General features: G+C 31.7%; 11 protein-coding genes. 5 read left to right on the top strand and 6 right to left on the bottom strand.

The features are described from left to right. Nucleotides 1-39: 39 nt before the first annotated feature. Nucleotides 40-1,878, bottom strand: coding sequence for a PorP/SprF family type IX secretion system membrane protein (locus AC3VJB_RS02845; protein ID WP_167713991.1), 1,839 nt, complete (start codon nucleotides 1,876-1,878; stop codon nucleotides 40-42). Between the two features lie 10 nt (nucleotides 1,879-1,888). Continuing rightward, a complete protein-coding gene (locus AC3VJB_RS02840; protein ID WP_497666729.1) occupies nucleotides 1,889-4,063 on the bottom strand; it encodes a T9SS type B sorting domain-containing protein in 2,175 nt (724 codons plus the stop codon). Nucleotides 4,064-4,320: 257 nt separating this feature from the next. Between AC3VJB_RS02840 and cmk the strand changes: the two genes are divergently transcribed. Both cmk and AC3VJB_RS02830 read left to right on the top strand, forming a co-directional pair. Continuing rightward, entirely contained in the window at nucleotides 4,321-5,010 is a 690-nt protein-coding gene (gene cmk, locus AC3VJB_RS02835) for a (d)CMP kinase (RefSeq protein WP_497666728.1), read from the top strand. A 90-nt stretch (nucleotides 5,011-5,100) separates the two neighbouring features. After that, on the top strand, nucleotides 5,101-6,588 hold the full coding sequence (locus AC3VJB_RS02830) for an NAD(P)H-hydrate dehydratase (protein ID WP_497666727.1): 1,488 nt from the start codon (nucleotides 5,101-5,103) through the stop codon (nucleotides 6,586-6,588). Here AC3VJB_RS02830 and AC3VJB_RS02825 read toward each other — a convergent pair. From AC3VJB_RS02825 to AC3VJB_RS02810, 4 genes are all read right to left on the bottom strand, one after another. Continuing rightward, nucleotides 6,585-8,246: a sodium:solute symporter family protein gene (locus tag AC3VJB_RS02825; protein WP_159611716.1), complete on the bottom strand. Its 1,662-nt coding sequence runs from the start codon at nucleotides 8,244-8,246 to the stop codon at nucleotides 6,585-6,587. The two genes, AC3VJB_RS02830 and AC3VJB_RS02825, sit on opposite strands and share 4 nt — an antisense overlap. A 130-nt stretch (nucleotides 8,247-8,376) precedes the next feature. Continuing rightward, nucleotides 8,377-9,138, bottom strand: a complete 762-nt coding sequence (locus AC3VJB_RS02820) for a DUF6503 family protein (RefSeq protein WP_497666726.1) — start codon at nucleotides 9,136-9,138, stop codon at nucleotides 8,377-8,379. Between the two features lie 114 nt (nucleotides 9,139-9,252). After that, nucleotides 9,253-11,004 carry a cytochrome-c peroxidase gene (locus AC3VJB_RS02815; RefSeq protein ID WP_497666725.1) on the bottom strand — a complete coding sequence of 584 codons (1,752 nt, stop codon included), beginning with the start codon at nucleotides 11,002-11,004 and terminating at the stop codon, nucleotides 9,253-9,255. A 41-nt stretch (nucleotides 11,005-11,045) separates the two neighbouring features. Further along, on the bottom strand, nucleotides 11,046-12,506 hold the full coding sequence (locus AC3VJB_RS02810) for an alkaline phosphatase PhoX (protein ID WP_497666724.1): 1,461 nt from the start codon (nucleotides 12,504-12,506) through the stop codon (nucleotides 11,046-11,048). Between the two features lie 1,646 nt (nucleotides 12,507-14,152). Between AC3VJB_RS02810 and AC3VJB_RS02805 the strand changes: the two genes are divergently transcribed. The 3 genes from AC3VJB_RS02805 (at nucleotide 14,153) to AC3VJB_RS02795 (ending at nucleotide 17,142) form a co-directional block, all read left to right on the top strand. After that, entirely contained in the window at nucleotides 14,153-14,383 is a 231-nt protein-coding gene (locus AC3VJB_RS02805) for a hypothetical protein (protein ID WP_497666723.1), read from the top strand. 103 nt (nucleotides 14,384-14,486) lie between these two features. After that, on the top strand, nucleotides 14,487-16,469 hold the full coding sequence (locus tag AC3VJB_RS02800; protein WP_497666722.1) for a tetratricopeptide repeat-containing sensor histidine kinase: 1,983 nt from the start codon (nucleotides 14,487-14,489) through the stop codon (nucleotides 16,467-16,469). Then, nucleotides 16,459-17,142 (top strand): response regulator, encoded by a 684-nt coding sequence (locus tag AC3VJB_RS02795; RefSeq protein WP_047789727.1) that lies wholly within the window; start codon nucleotides 16,459-16,461, stop codon nucleotides 17,140-17,142. Before AC3VJB_RS02800 ends, AC3VJB_RS02795 begins: the two co-directional genes overlap by 11 nt. Nucleotides 17,143-17,156: the final 14 nt, after the last annotated feature.

The raw sequence follows: 17,156 nt of genomic DNA, 5'->3' as shown, positions 1-17,156 counted from the left end.
TGGGGAAATTAATTAATCAAGTTCTTTTATTATATTATATTATTTAATTTGAATGATTGCTTTACGATCATAAAAAGCACCATTTAAATTTGTATTGTACATTTTAATCGCTTCCGATCTATCTGTTGTTTTAAAAATGTAGATATGCATGTAGCCTGTTTTTGGATCTACAAAATAATCTGCATCTATGTCATCGTTTCTTAATTCATCTACATTTCTATCAGCTAATGCTTTCTGAGAATTTACGTATACTCGTAAATAATATCCGGGCTCAACTCCTTCGGCCTGCATTGGATAAACCCTTGCTGGTGGTTGAGTCTTTGGCTCTTCATAACTACTAAGCTCTCCTCCTAAGGTAATTTTAACTACGTACACAGGGTCCTTAGTAGTCTTATTAACCTTTATTGTAGAATTATCTTTTTTCTCATCATTCTTTTCAAATAAACGTGTTTTATCATTAAAATCGTCTACCTTTTCTTCTGCCTCCTCTTCTTTAGCAAACCTATCTATGTATACATAGTATAATTTTTTATTAGGTTCAAATACATACTTAGCTTCAATATCTAATCGAGCCCATTTATCTATCAAAGCTTCTGCATTTTCTTTACTTCTAAATTGGTCCGAAACCACATAATACATAGTTCCTCCTCCACCAGAGCGAGTTACAGTACTCTTACGCCATGGTTTATTTGATCTTCTTCTTAATGTGGTATCTTTTGTTTGAACACTATCTTTAATAATTACTGTATTAGTATTGGTAACTATTTTAGGAGCCGGTTGATTTTTCAGTATTCGTAATACTTCATCTATCTTTTTATTTAGTATATCAATAGAATCCTGTGCTTGTTGAATCTCGTCAGATAAATCGTTGTGTTCTGGGTTTTTATATTCTATTTCTTTTTTAGGTGTTCTTTCTGGAAGGTTAACTTTAATATTTCCTGTTCTCCTCTTAGGTCGTTCTCTTGTAAACCTTTTTTTACCAAAATTATAAATAAGTCCAACTTCATTTGTTGCTGCAAAACTACTTTTTTCGTAACTAAATCCTATCGCTAAATTTTCTGAAAGGTTTATTCCAACACCAGCTGAAATTCCATATGTTTTGTCATAACCAGCTTTAACCCAACCTGCTTTAGGTAAATCTACTATAGCGCTCCCTCCAAAACCAAAGTCATCATTCCCTGGTTTTCTAGCGGTTGCTAGGAATCTTACATCAGCTCCTTCAAAAAGCCCTGATGCGTAAGTAAATTCATGAGAGTACATTAGATGTCCCGAAAATGTTTTTTCTCCAAAAGAAGTTGCCATCTCACTTTTTTTAAGATTAAAGTCTACTAAATTCTCGAAAAAGACACCAACATCAAACTTTCCAATAGACAACGTTACTGCTGGTTGAAAATTAACCACAGGATCATCTTGATAATTACTTAAAAAAGTATCGTCATCATCAGTTACTAGAACCTTCCCCCAGTTTAAACTTCTTCTACTATATAAAAAGTTAAATCCAAAAGTTAAATCCATCGTTTCATTTAACTGTAAACGATGTGCATAATTTGCTATAGCTCCAAAATCTTTTACCGACCCTACATCTTGTTGATATACAGCCACTCCTGCTCCAACATTTTCTCTCATTTTCCCTGAATACGTAAGCACATATAAACGGGGATTATCCTCAAAATCTATGTTACTGTTTCTTACTATAGCTGAAAGAGATGTTTTGTTTTCTCGTAATGCAGAAAATGTTGGCACGGTTAAAAAGCGATTAAACTTCATAAAGTTACGAGAACTGAAACTATTATATTGCTGTTCATTACCAGAAGTTTGCGCTTGTATAACAAACACATTTAATATCAATATAATAAGTAAGGTAATTTTTCTAATCATTCTAACCTTTTTAGTGTAAAACAGATATCGTTCCAGCTTTAATCAATTTGTCTTCTCTTATTATTTTATAATAAAAAACTTTTTGATTTCCTAAATCTTCTGTTGGCCAATCATTTTTGTACTCAGTTGTTTTTAAAATCTCTTTACCATTAGCATTATACAACATTACAGTTACTAGTGGCTGAAACGCATATTTGTTTGATATCTTCCATGTGTCATTTTTACCGTCTCCATTAGGAGTTAAGGTGTTGGGTACTATAATTTGATCATCTGGCTCTACAACTTCTACCGTTCTTGTTACCGAACAGGCCCCTACTTTTACTAATACTGTGTAAAAACCTAGCTCTGTTACTTCTAACTGTTCTGTTGTTGATAATGTGGTTCCTGATATACTCTCTCCTTGATACCACTCATATGACTCTCCCCCTGCTGCTGTTATAGTAGCTGAACTTCCTTCCTCCATTACCACAATCTCAGAAGGAGTAATGGTTACCGCAGAATCATCAAACATCACTACGTTTATAGGCTCTAGTTCATTATCACAACCAAAACCTGAATATTTCAACACATATTCTCCAACTTCAGTTACTATTAAGTTTTCAGGGTTAGCAGGGGTAACATCATCCGTACCATCTTTAATCCATTGATACGTATAACCTGCTACTATATTATTTATTGTATAAGTTATAGAAGACCCAGTACAAAGTGAGTTTGAAGTTGATGTGCTTCTTATTTCGGGTACTTCAGCCAACTTAACATCCAGCGCTTTAGACGTTCCTGATATAGCCCCTACATTTATAGTTAAAGTATACGAACCATTATCGGTATAGCTACTTAAAAACAGTCCATCACTAGTCTCACCAGATATAGGGTTTCCGTCCAAATTCCATTGATAATTTAGCATCCCTATTTGAGCTGATGTTAGGTCATACATATTACCATCTTCTGCCTCTACCTTAACACCTACTATGCTTAACTCTGTACTTCTAGTATTACATTCCTCATAATTAGTTTCTGTTCTAATGGTTGGTTCAAAAGACGTTACATTTAACAATGTAAACTTTTCAGAATCTACTATGGCATCACATGAAGTTCCTGTACTCTCAGTTACTCGCGCATAATACACTCCTGACTCAGTGGCATTCATACATCGTTGAGTTTTTGCTGTTAAAGGAGTATCAACCTCTTTATACCATTGTATCGTTCCAGAAGATGCATCATGATTTATACATAACTCAATAGTTTCACTGGGTAAAATCACTTTAGTCAAAGCTCCTTCTGCATTTACACTAAAACCTGCTGTTGTTTGTTGTTGTAACACTACATCGTTTGACTTGGTAGTACAGGTTCCTGTATCAATTATCAAATGATACGTTCCAAACTGCCCTGTTGTTGGTGTTGTATAGATTGAAGAATTAGATGATTGTACTAATTTATTGTCTAAGTACCAATTATAGGTTAAACCTGAACGATTTGTGTTAGCTTCAAAAGTATGTGACTCATCTCCACATATTTCTACGGTTGAAGGCCCTTTAATTTGTTTAGCTGTATTATCTAAGATAATTACAGAAGATATTGTTGAAGTTACACTACCACATTTTCCATAATCAATTTTCACTTCATACTTCCCAGGTAAAGTGACCTCTAGTTTAGGTTCCGTTGTAGTGGTAAATAATACATCATCTTTATACCATTCGTAATTACCATTCTGATTAGTATTTAATATAAGTTCTGCTGATCCACTATCACAAAGTATAACGTCTTTATAATTATTTAAAACTAAAGTATCTGTTGAAAATTTATATGCTGCAAACGAATCTGAATCTGGACTGGTCATTACTGGTGAACTAGCAACCAAACGTATCTTGTAATTAGTTCCGTAAGTATTATCAGGCAATTGAAAAGTTCTAGAAAAAGTATATGAAGAATTTTCAGTGGTTACTGTACCTACATTGATCGGACTTCCCCAATTTCCATCTGCATCAGATAATTCTATCGTAAATACATTATTGGAGTCAAAATCTGAACCCGAGTATTTAAAAACCACATTAAAATCTGTAGCTGCTCCATTACAAGCATTAGAAAACTGAATCTCAGGCTTAAGCAGCGTCTGAGATACAGCACTTGTTGCACAAAACAGAAGTGTCGCTAAAAGTAATAAAATGCTTTTAGTGTAATTTTTCATCTAAGGGATCCTTTAAGGGGTGTCAAATTTATAGTTTTTCTTAACAAAAACGGCATTAAAATTAACAAAATTTAACGCCGAAATATATAAAATCTATGTGTAACCCACAACTAAAGTTTAAAAACACAAAAAAACAACCAATAAAACACTACAATACAATACTTTAAAAAAAATCAACAATCTTAAACTTAACCACAAAAAAGCAACCTCGTAATATTAAAAATCCACCGTATATTTGCTATCTATTTTTTTGAATCATGACAAAGAAAATCACCATAGCCATTGACGGTTTTTCATCTACAGGAAAAAGTACTATTGCTAAGCAATTAGCTAAAGAACTTAGTTATATTTATGTTGATACTGGTGCTATGTATAGAGCTGTTACCTTATATGCTATGCAACATAATTATATTTCTAAAAACCATTTTAACTCAGAAAATTTAGTTGCTGATTTACCTAACATTTCTCTGTCTTTTACTTTTAATGAAAAACTTGGTTTTGCTGAAATGTTTTTAAACGGAACCAATGTTGAAAAAGAAATTAGAAGTATTGAAGTTTCTAAATTGGTAAGCAAAGTTGCTGAAGTTTCTGAAATTAGAAAAAAGTTAGTTAGCGAACAACAAGAAATGGGCAGAAACAAAGGGATTGTTATGGATGGTCGTGATATTGGAACTGTAGTTTTTCCTAATGCTGAACTAAAATTATTTATGACTGCTTCTGCCGATAAACGCGCTACGCGTCGCTACAAAGAATTAATAGACCGAGGTGACAAGGTTAACTACGAAGAAATTTTACAAAACGTACAAGAACGTGACAGAATAGATTCTACCCGAGAAGATTCTCCTTTAGTCATGGCAGACGATGCTATTGAGTTTGATAATTCTGACATGGGACTTAAAGAACAATTTGAACGTATTATGAGTTTAGTTAATGCTAGAATTCAATAAAAACTTCATATACTATTAATTATAATAAACCCACAAAGAATTTTGTGGGTTTATTTTTGCTTTTTTTATGTAAAGTTGTAAATTTCTAACATGGAAAATCTTCAAAAAATAATCAACGTTACACAAATACGAAAAGCTGACGAACATACTATTAGTAAAAAAGGAATTACTTCTTTTGCTCTGATGGGACAAGCATCTTTAGCCTTTGTAAAAGCTATTGAACCTTTACTAAACCGTTCTCTAAAAATTGCTATTGTTAGTGGGGTTGGTAATAATGGTGGTGACGGATTTGCTATTGCTAGAATTTTAAAAAGTAAGAAATATACTGTACAACCTTTTTTAGTTCAGTTTAAAGATGTACTTAGCTCAGATTGTGATATTAATTTTCAAAAACTTGATGATACTATCACTATAAAATCAACCAGTACAATTCCTGATTTTTCTGAATATGATGTTATTATTGACGCTATTTTTGGTTTTGGGCTTTCCAAGCCTGTTACTGGTTTTATAAAGCATGTTATTGAAAACATTAATAATGCTAAAAAAACCATATACGCTGTTGATCTTCCTTCTGGTTTATATTGCGATAAGCTTCCTGATTCTGAAACTGTTGTACATGCAGATATAGCAGTGAGCTTTCAAAGACCAAAACTTTCATTCTTTTTTCCTGAAAATGGAAACCATGTAAAAAATTGGAAAACAGTTGATATTGGTTTAGATGAAGATTTTATTCAACAGCAGAAAAGTAACTATTTTATTTTAAACGAAAAGATTACTGAAATTTTAATACCCCGATTACGTCAATCACACAAAGGAAGTTACGGACACGCTTTATTAATTGCAGGTTCTTACGGAAAAATGGGAGCTGCGGTACTCTCTTCAAAAGCTTGCTTGCGAAGTGGTGTAGGTCTGCTAACTAGTTACGTACCAAAATGCGGGTATCAAATTATGCAATCTTCCATTCCAGAAGCAATGTGCCTAACCGACGAGAATGAAGAATTCGTGACCCAACTCCCAGAAATTTTCAAATACGACATTCTCGCGATAGGTCCAGGATTGGATGTTAACGAAAAAACAACACAACTTGTAAAAAAATTAGTATCGAAAAGTAGTAGCCCGTTAGTTATTGATGCCGATGCTATTAATATTATTGCTCAAAACGAAGAATTAAAATCGTTACTTCCTAAAAACTCTATCTTAACTCCACATATTAAAGAGTTTGATAGATTGATAGGAAAGTCTGACACCTCAACCGAACGTTTTCAGAAGCAGCTTGAGTTTTCTGCAAAATATCAATGTATCGTAGTTTTAAAAAATGCATATACTGTGATTTCTTCTCCTGAAGGAAATTTATACTTCAACACTTCTGGAAACCAAGGAATGGCAACAGGTGGTAGCGGTGATGTACTCACAGGAATTATCACAGGCTTATTAGCACAAAACTATACTCCTCTACATGCCGCTTTATTAGGTGTATTTTTCCACGGAAAAGCAGGTGACGATGCCGCTTGCAAAAAAGGATACAACGCCCTAATTGCTTCTGATATTATTGATGCTTTACGAATAGAAAAAAGTTAGTTTTCTTTAGACGTTGATTGAATTAGTATTGCTAATAGCATTACTAAACCGCACCCTAAAGCATTCAACCACAAATACGGTAGCCAATCGATGTACCAAACTGCTATAATAATTAATTGCGTAATTATCGCTGCAATAAATACTGCATTTCCTTTAACAAACTTTATAAAAAAGGCTAGTAAAAAAATTCCCAACACATTTCCATAAAAAATAGAACCAATAATATTTACAAGCTGAATTAAATTATCAAATAAATCTGCTATACAGGCGACTAAAATTGCCAAAATCCCCCAACCTAGGGTAAACCATTTTGACATTTTTACATAATGCTCTTCACTATATTCTATTTTCGTATTTCGTTTGTATAAATCAATAGCTGTAGTACCTCCTAAGGCGTTTAATTCAGATGCCGTAGAAGACATGGCAGCTGATAAAATTACTGCTAACAACAAACCTATCAATCCTTTTGGTAAATTATTCAGAATAAAGTGAATAAACACATAGTCTTTATCGTTTGTTTCTACCAATGGATCTACTTTTGAAATAATAGTTTTTGCTTCTTCCTTTAGTACCTTATCTTGTTCATTAAACTCTTGAATCTGCATTACATTTTCAGGAGTTAATCCTTCAAAAATCAGCGCTTTTTTTCTTCCTTCAATAAAACGATGTTGCTCTTCTAATTTTACATATTGTTCTATTGTTTCAAGGTTGGAATTTGCTATTGCTTCTCCTGATTTTGGATTAAAATTTAACGGTGACGGATTAAACTGATAAAATACAAACACCATCACTCCTACTAACAGAATAAAAAACTGCATTGGTACTTTTAACAGCCCGTTAAAAATCAATCCTAATTGACTCTCTCTTAATGATTTTCCTGACAAGTAGCGTTGGACTTGGCTTTGGTCTGTTCCAAAATACGATAACATTAAAAATGTTCCTCCTAAAATACCTGTCCAAACCGTATAACGGTTATTTAAATCCCAAGAAAAATCAAGCACTTTCATTTTATCGGAAGCTCCTGCAATTTCTAATGCTTTGGTAAATGTAATATCGTCTGGTAAATACTGTAGTATCAAATAAAATGCTACAAACATTCCTGCGAAAATTACTGCCATTTGTTGTTTTTGCGTAACACTTACCGCCTTTGTTCCTCCTGAAACGGTATAAATAATTACCAAAACCCCAATGATGATATTTAAAGTAATTAAATCCCAACCCAAAACAGCAGACAAAATAATAGCTGGCGCAAAAATGGTGATTCCAGCTGCTAATCCGCGTTGAATTAAAAATAGAATTGCAGTTAAGGTTCGAGTTTTTTGATCAAACCTTCCTTCTAAATATTCGTAGGCTGTATAAACTTTTAATCGGTGATAAATTGGAATAAACACCAAGCAAATAATCACCATAGCGATTGGTAATCCAAAGTAAAACTGTACAAAGCCCATTCCGCTATGAAATGCTTGTCCTGGGGTTGATAAGAAAGTTATCGCACTGGCTTGTGTTGCCATAACTGACAAACCAATCGTCCACCATTTACTTTCGTTTCCTCCTTTTATGTAATCTTCAACATTTTTACTTCCTTTGGTTTTCCAAGCTCCATATAAAACAATAAACAATAAGGTTACCGAAAGAACAATCCAATCTACTAGCTGCATGGTTTATTTTGTATATATGTTAGTGATTATGTAAAATAACACGATGTATACTAAATTAGCTACTAAGACTAATGTATACTCTTTTTTCCATACATACTTTTTATCCATACTTTGTTTTTTTATTAGTTGATTATTGTTTTGGTTTTTCGTAAAAACTATTGGCTAATGATGCTTCACTTAACAAAGGCATTTTAAACTGAATTGGTTCTCTTCCTGGTTCTGTTGGTTGCCCATTTTCATCTTTAGCATACCAAGTTATGGATTTTGGTAATAACAAACCGTTAACATTTTCCCAATCATTATATCTTATAATTTTATAAGCATCAGTTGGTTCTTTGCTAAAATAAGTAACCGTATACCCTAACCATGCCATTTGTTTTGTTTCTGGATGGTAAAATATAAAATAATTATCATCTGGTGAAGTTCCTACGTTGGCTTTGTATGAAATTTTTATTCCTGGATAGCTAACTCCTTCAAAAGTCAGCGGTTTTGTTTCTGAATACACAATGCCATCATCAGCTAATACAAAAGGCATTGCATAAAAATAAAAATATAGATTGTAATAAAACTCCGGGTTTCCTTTAAACGCTGTTGAATCTTGTTGTTGTAACCACACTTCTTTTCCATCAAACCCTAAAGAATATTCTGGTGAATTCACTACTGTTTTTCGTGAATGTAAGTCTGTAGTATGTTCTTCATTTTTTAGTGTGAATGACAATGTTTTCATTTTTTTCCATTGTTCAATCCCTCCATGTTTTTCAAGAATTTTTTCTAATGTTTTCGGGTATTTTAATGTTGCTACCTCTTCTTTTTTAATTGTTTCCTTTTTAACTTCTTTTTTACATGCTATTGAAACAAGAGCTATAGCGATTAGTACTAGTATTTTTTTCATGATAATTGATTTGTTCTAATTGGTCGAAACTACCATTAGAAATTACAGTAAAAATAAAAAAACTCTCTAAATATATATTAGAGAGTTTTATGTTAACTATAAAAATTGAATGAATTATTCATCCGTTAAGGCTTCCATAAAAGCGATTAGGTCTTTAATTTCTTTTTCTGACAAATTCAATTTATCTGATGGTAACGTTTGATTTGGTACTTTATATCCTAACCCTTGTCCACCACCTTTATTATAAAAATCAACTACTTGTTCTAAGGTTTCATACACCCCATTATGCATATAGGGAGCCGTTTTGGATATGTTACGAACGGTAGAAGTTTTGAAAAAGTATTTTCGTTCTTCAGTTTTAAATATATTATAAGCTCCTAAATCATCATCTAACCCTGTTTCTTTCATATTTGGAACTCCAATAGATTCTACTTCTGTTTCCGTAAAATTAGGTGGAACTGTTCCGTTAAACACAGGTGGAAAGTGACAAGTGGCACATTTTGCTTTCCCCATAAAAAGATTAAATCCGTTGATTTCAGAAGTTGTTAAAGTGTTTTCTTTATTGTTGATATTTTTATCAAACTTAGAACTAAAATCGCCTAAACTTCTAATATAATTTGCTATTGCATTTCGGATGTTAAAATCAGTTACTTTTCCATATAGATTAGCAAACGACTTTGTATATACACTGTCATTTTTTACAGTTTCTGTCAAGTTTTCTAAATTGGTATGAAACTCATTCTTGTTTTCAACAACTCCCACAATTTGCCCCTCTAAACTACCTGCTCTTCCATCGTGAAAAAAGGTTTGTTGATAAGCAGCATACGGTAAGGTTGGTGTATTTCTTTTTTGTTTTGGAAAAGTTGCTAACCCATCTGTAAAAGCCTTATCTTTAATATGACAAGTAGCACAGCTCATCACACCGTCTTTTGATAAATTCTTATCATTAAATAGTTTTCTTCCTAAAGCTATTTTTTCATTAGACATCGCCTTTTCTAACTGATGATAATCGTTAAAGAAATCAATATTAAATGTTTCTTTAGAAAATAATGAAGTAATGTTATTATTGAACGTCATAGTTAAAGGGAACTCTACTTTCCAATCTTCTGAGGTTTTTGCCAACAACTCCAATTGTTTATGTGTGTGATTTTTTATAAAATCATAGCGATTAAACGACTCAAAATTGCCTTCTTGTAACATTTTTTGAGCTGTCTGCAACTCATTTACAAAATCAGTATACAATTTATCTTTTGAAAACTCACTTTTATAAGTACCTATAATAAAAAGTAAGGTTTCGTAGTTTGTTTTTGCTTCTAATAAAGATTGCTCTAATACTGGTGAATCAAAACCTGTTATTCCTACCAAAGCTATACGGGCAATTTGATCGCGCAACAGCCATAAAACATGGTGTTTTTTTAAATACAACGTGTTATTTGCCGCTATTAGTTTAAGCCTACTTACTGTCTTTTTTATAATGCTCCCTACCTCTGCAACGTCAACTTCATCCTCATTTAATAACTCTTCAATAACTTGAAACCCAAAAGGGGCTCTTATTTTAATATCCGTAGCATCCTCCTCTTCAATCTTTAAAATATTAGGAGCATTTAGACTCTTGTAGTTTTCTTTATCAGCAAAAGCTAATATAGGTTCTATCAACTTAAATTCCCTTCTCGCTAACTTATACTTATTTAGCTTTTCGGAAACCTCTTCAACAACATTAATTTCTTCTAAACTTGAAATACAGTCATCAAGACGCTCTGAATAATATTCTTGAACTTTTGCCACCAAAGCTTGATTATCTAGCTTTGAATAGCTTGTTGTTTTTTCTTGTTTACAACCAATTATAGATACCAGAAAAAGACACATGATAACATGTGCCTTTTTTATTTTTTGAAAATTGTTTGTCATTATCTATCTAATCCTTGAACTACATATAATTGACTTCCTTCTTTTCTTGTTTCCGCTGCATCGTTTGCCATAGGGTCAGTAAATGCTCCTCCATCAGCAGGTTCCCAGCCATGATTTTGAGTAATTAATAAAAACGTATTGCTTACTCCAATAGTTTCAGAAACATCAATCATACCAGTAATTTCCCATGCTTTATCTTGATAAGACGCTCCGTAACCTTGAGCAGAAGCTGCAACCTGATCGCACTCTAACACTTTCTTTACCTCTCCTGTTTTCAAGTTGTATTGATATAAGCTAGCTGCGTGATTCTTTTCACCATCAAAATATCCGTTTGGATCTTCTTGAATATACGCATAGTTTTCTGTAACTACGATATTATCTGGACTATGGAAAGCTTTTGCTTTTCCATCTAATTTATCTCCATCTAAAACACAGGTAATTTTTGCTGCTCCAGTAGGATCATTTTCATTTAACTCTACTTTATATACACGCCCATAGATAGTTCCTTTTCCTACTAAACCGTCTTTTTTACGACCTGTTACACAAAAATAAATTTCACGATTGTTTTTAGCAGAACCTCTTCTCCAATCAATATCTTCTAAACGAGAGAATCCCATCACTCCTTTTTCTTTAGCCTCTGCATCTAATAAATCGATATTCTTTTCGGTTAACTCAACAAAAGAAGCATTATAAGTTGTACCTTCTTTCATATCTACCTCATAAGCAATCCCTTCATCAGTTACCTTTAAACCATATAATTTACCACCTTCTAAATCTCCTCTATCACCTACATACATTCCTAATTGGCCTGAAGGTACTTCATTATCTGAATGATCATCTCCAATAAATACAACTGTTTTATCTGCGTACGCATCTTTACCAATTGCCACTGCATTTTCTGTAGACCATTGTCCCATAGCTGTTAACATTTTTGGAGTACTTGCTGCTGAAACATTTTTTAAAGGATCAGTTGCAAAAACTCCTTTAGAAGCTCCTCCCCATTCTCCACCAGATAAATATAATGGACCAAAACCGTGTTCTGCCTCTGTAATTAATGAACCTGAGCACTGTGCTGTACTAGCAGTAGCATTTGCATTTAAAATATATTCACCATGTACAGGCTTAAAAGTTTTATCTAATTTAATACGAGCAATTGAATAATCTGCCTCAATATTATTTATTAAAGTATAAGTTCCATCTGAATTTCTCATTAACCCAGCTCCATCTGCCATAGAACCGTATACAAAGTTTGGTGTATCTTCTAACTTATCTTCAGAAGACAATAAAGGAAAAATGTTTACTCCAGAAAACTCTGATTCTAATTTTAAAAAGTTTGGAGTTTTTGAGTATGCTTTTAATTCAATTGAATCTCCGTGACTAGGTGTACTATCAGAATCGCAAGATGTTAAAGCTATAGCTCCGCAAACGCCTAAGAACCCTAATTTAAGTAAGTTTTTCATTATTATGTTAATTTTTGTGTTATGTCCGCAAATCAACAACACTTACTTTAAGAAGTTCTTAGCTGTAGTTTAAATCTAGCTCACTAAAAGGTTACCAACTTTAATTAAACTTAAACAATTATTTTTATTCCCACCTCTAAACACTTGTTATTAAAACACAGCACTTAACTATTTATTAACTTACTTAACTCGTTTATCTTCTGACTATATAGCTTTTTTCTAATAAAAAAGAGCGCCTTAAAAGACACTCTCAGTTTGAGTATTTTACTTTGGTTAGAGTAAAAATCATTTTGTTTTTCTTTTTCTTCATAGAACTTTCCCTACGACGTGATATAATTCCCCATTTTATATCTTAACCTTATTGAAGGTCTAAATTTTAACCGAGACAAAAATAAGTCGTCTAATTTTCTTTTTGGTAAGTCAGTGACTTACTTTTAGTAAGTCACTGACTTACTTTTTCACCAAAATGAGGTAAAAAAGACCTCAAAAGCCAAAAATTTCGTTAAAACAGAAATTATTTAAAATTTTATATATTTGTTTTTTATGAAAAAAATGAATTTACATATAGCACAAGAGCTTGTAAGCTTAACATGTAGTTTTCGTGGGAATCCTGATGAAGGAATCTTTCGAAACCGGACGTTGTATGTTAATTATAATGAAAACTCAGATATGATTTGATTATAAAACTAATGATATATAAAGCGTCCAATTAATTTTGGGCGCTTTTTTTATATTTTTTTTGAAAAATGGAATTTTAATTTAAACATACTAAAAACTCTTAATTGAACTCTAAGCTACTAACGTACAAAACGTTACAAAAACACTACTTATCTGGATATTATCCGGACAGTCCTTCTTTACCTTAACAACAACATAATCAACTGATTTACAACAGCTTAAATTTAAAAAACACTTGTTTTATTGTAAAAATTTAGTATATTTGTACCATACTTATTAAGATACACTTAATTGGTATTATTAATAAATAAAAATTTAAAACGATGGTATTAACTAACATAAACAGAAGTATCAGCTTAGCTTATAGAAAAGGAGCAGATTACGGAACAAAAAAAGACAAGGATGTTTATTGTGGAGCAAAATATTTAATGAGGAGTTAGCAATTATTCTACACTTATATATAACAAAAAAGCGTCTTTTTTAAAAAGACGCTTTTTTTATTAAAAAACACATTTTTAACAAGTTAAAACTTGTATAATTCGTTTTTTTTCATTATATTAAGAAGACAAAATAAATGCTATGAAAACATTAAAATTGCACATACTAAATGAAAAAGGACGTTTACTCATTCAACAAGAACGCTTACTAAAATCATCTTCATTATATATAATGTTGTCACTATTTTAGAATTAAAAATCAACTAGCGTTCATTTCAAAATTGCAAACGCTTCCTTTATGACAAAGTAGAATTCCCTGAAGTCTGTTGTACTCAATAGGCCTTAGTAGTAACGCATCTTCATGAATTGATGTTTCAATCAATTTAATTCTACCTACTGCCCAAACACTTGGGTTAGATGACTATTGCCTCATTTAAAAAATGATGTAATACACACGAAAATTTATTTCGATGCTATACGAGCTGCACATGCGGCTAGGAAAACTATTGTCAAAATTTAAAAATTGAAATTATGAGAACTTTAAAATTTACACTACTAATAAGCACGTTATTTTTGTTAACTACAAGTTGTACAGACTTAACAGAAGATATTGTACCAAATGACACTGTTTACCAAACAGAATTAGTTACAAGTACTAATGTACCTACCGATGGTACCGGCGATGACGGTACTGGTGGAACTACCGACCTTGATACAGGTGGTAGTGATGGTAGCGGTAATGATGGTGGCAAAGGAAACTAACCTTTATTAATAAACCAAGCCTTTAACAAGAGTTAAAGGCTTTTTTTTTAGATTTGCTTTTCTACATAAAATTAAGATGGTAAAAAAAAGTACTCTATTTTTTTTGTTTATTATATTCTCTAAAAACTGTTTTGGCTACAACTTAGACACTTCCTTTATTCAAAGGGATAGTATTAATATTTGGATTAATAAATCAAAAAATAAAAAACTAGATATTGATAATAGAAAAAACCTACTTTTTAAATCATATCAATATATTTTAAACAACAACTTGAAAAGGTCTCTAAATTTAAGTTCTATTGCTTATGAATATTATAAACTAAAAGATACTACTCTATTTAAAAAAGTAAATAATAAAGCTATAGAGATCTCTCAGGCTCAAAAAGACTATTATGCTTTAGGTGATGCTTATTGGAATTTTGCTACGTATTATGTAAGAAAGCAAAATTATCCTAAAGCTTATTATCATTTCAATAAAGGTTATGAAGCTTTTGATAAAGGAAAGTTTAAATATGAAAGAGGAAAGATGCTATACGGAATGGCTCATATCAAGGGTAGATACAGAGACTTTTATGGCAGTGAAATATCTATTATAAAAGCCATTGAAATTTTTAAGAATTTAAACAAAAATAAAGACCTTTACTTTTCTTACAATCAACTTGCTTTACTGCAAGCTGATATCAAAGAGTATGATAAGGCTTTATTTTATTATAATAAATCACTTGAATACCTTTCTAAGTTAAAAAACAAAGAAAATGTTTATTTAGGTACTTATAATAACATCGCCAATATACACAAGATAAAGAAAAATTATAAATCTGCTTTAAAATATTATAATATTGACTTAAAGAAAAGTATTAATATTACCAATAAGGTAAGAGCACTTAGTAATAGAGCTCATTGTAAACTTTTAATTAATGACACTTCTAATATTAAGAAAGATTTCTTTAAAGCTTTGACTATAAGAGATAGCCTAGGTGATAAAACTGATATTTTAACTTCAAAAATTCATATATCAGATTATTATAAATATTTAAAAGACACTATACAAGCACTGCAATATGCCAAAGAAGCCAATTTATTGGCTAAAGAATTAAAAAACGGAGGAGATTATTTAACCTCTTTACAACAACTCGCCAACTTAGACAAACAAAATTCTAAAAAATACTTAGATCGTTATATAGTGTTTAACGATAGCTTAATTAGTGCTGAAAGAAGAGTACAAAACAAGTTTACACGTATTGAGTTTGAAACAGATGAATACATTGAAGAAACGGAGCGCTTGAGCCAACAACGTATATGGATTATAGTAACTAGTTTTGCAGGTCTATTAGTTCTTAGTTTATTATATTTTTTACGTGTACAAAAGGTAAGAAATGAAAAATTAAAACTAGAAGCGGAACAACAAAAAGCTAATGAAGAAGTGTATGTATTAACACTACAACAACAAGCCAAATTAGAAGAAGAACGTGTTAACGAACGTAACCGTATCTCAGCAGAACTTCATGATGGTGTTTTAGGAAAACTTTTCGGTACTCGGGTTAACCTTGGTTTTTTAGCTATGCAAATGAAACCTGAAACTCAAGAAAAACACCAAGCTTTTTTAGATGAGCTACAAGAGATAGAAAAGGAAATTAGAGATGTTTCTCACAGGTTAAGCGATAATTTTGATAGTTCAAATATTAACTTTACAACTATCTTAACCCAACTTTTAAAAGATAGAAGTACTATTGGTAATTTTTCTTATAAGTTTAACTTTGATAAGACCATTCCATGGAACGAAATTAACGAGGTTACTAAAGCTAACGTATACCGCATCATTCAAGAGGCTTTACAAAACATTATTAAGCATGCTAAGGCAAAAAATGTTACCTTAGACGCTTCTTTTAAGAGAGAAGAGCTTATTATTTCGTTAAAAGACGACGGAATTGGTTTTAATGCCGAGAAAAAGAAAAAGGGAATTGGAATAAAAAATATTACAGCAAGGGTACAAAAATTAGGTGGTACTTTAGAGTTTATTTCTAAAGAAAACCAAGGAACTACACTTGTTATTATAACCCCTTTTAATACTAAAAATGGAAAGTAAAAAGTATAACGCTTTAATAATTGACGATCATCCTTTAATATCAGAAGCTTATAAAAGTGCTTTTGCCTATATCGAAAGTCAAAATGAAAATATTTCTTTTCATATTCAAATAGCAAATAACTGTGGTGCTGCCGATGAAATTATAGAAACGTATTCTTCTTCTAATCGATCTATTGAAATTATTTTTTTAGATATTAGTTTACCCCCTCTAGAAGAAAAAGGTATTTTATCTGGTGAGGATTTAGGTTTGATTATAAACGAAAAACTTCCTGAGTCTAAAATTATTATCTCCACTACTTTTAACGATAATTACCGAGTACATAGTATTTTAAAAAACGTAAACCCTGATGGGTTCTTAGTTAAAAATGACATTACTCCCGTTGAGTTAGTTCATGCTATTGAAGAAGTACTTAACGACCCTCCTTACTACAGTAAAACGGTAATGAAAATGCTGAGAAATCAAGTGTCCAATGAGTATTTTTTAGATGATTTGGATAGAAAGATTTTGTATGAATTATCTATTGGTAATCGTGTAAATAAACTACCCAACATCTTACCCTTATCTTTAGCTGCTGTACAAAAAAGAAAACGACAAATGGCTAAAATATTTGAGGTTGACAATTCTGATGATCGTGATTTGATTTTAATAGCAAAAGAAAAAGGATTCTTATAAGAATCCCTTTTCAC

The organism is Tenacibaculum sp. TB-53 (assembly GCF_059716285.2).
Note: the sequence above shows the minus strand (reverse complement) of the source record. Positions and strands in the feature narration are given on the sequence as shown.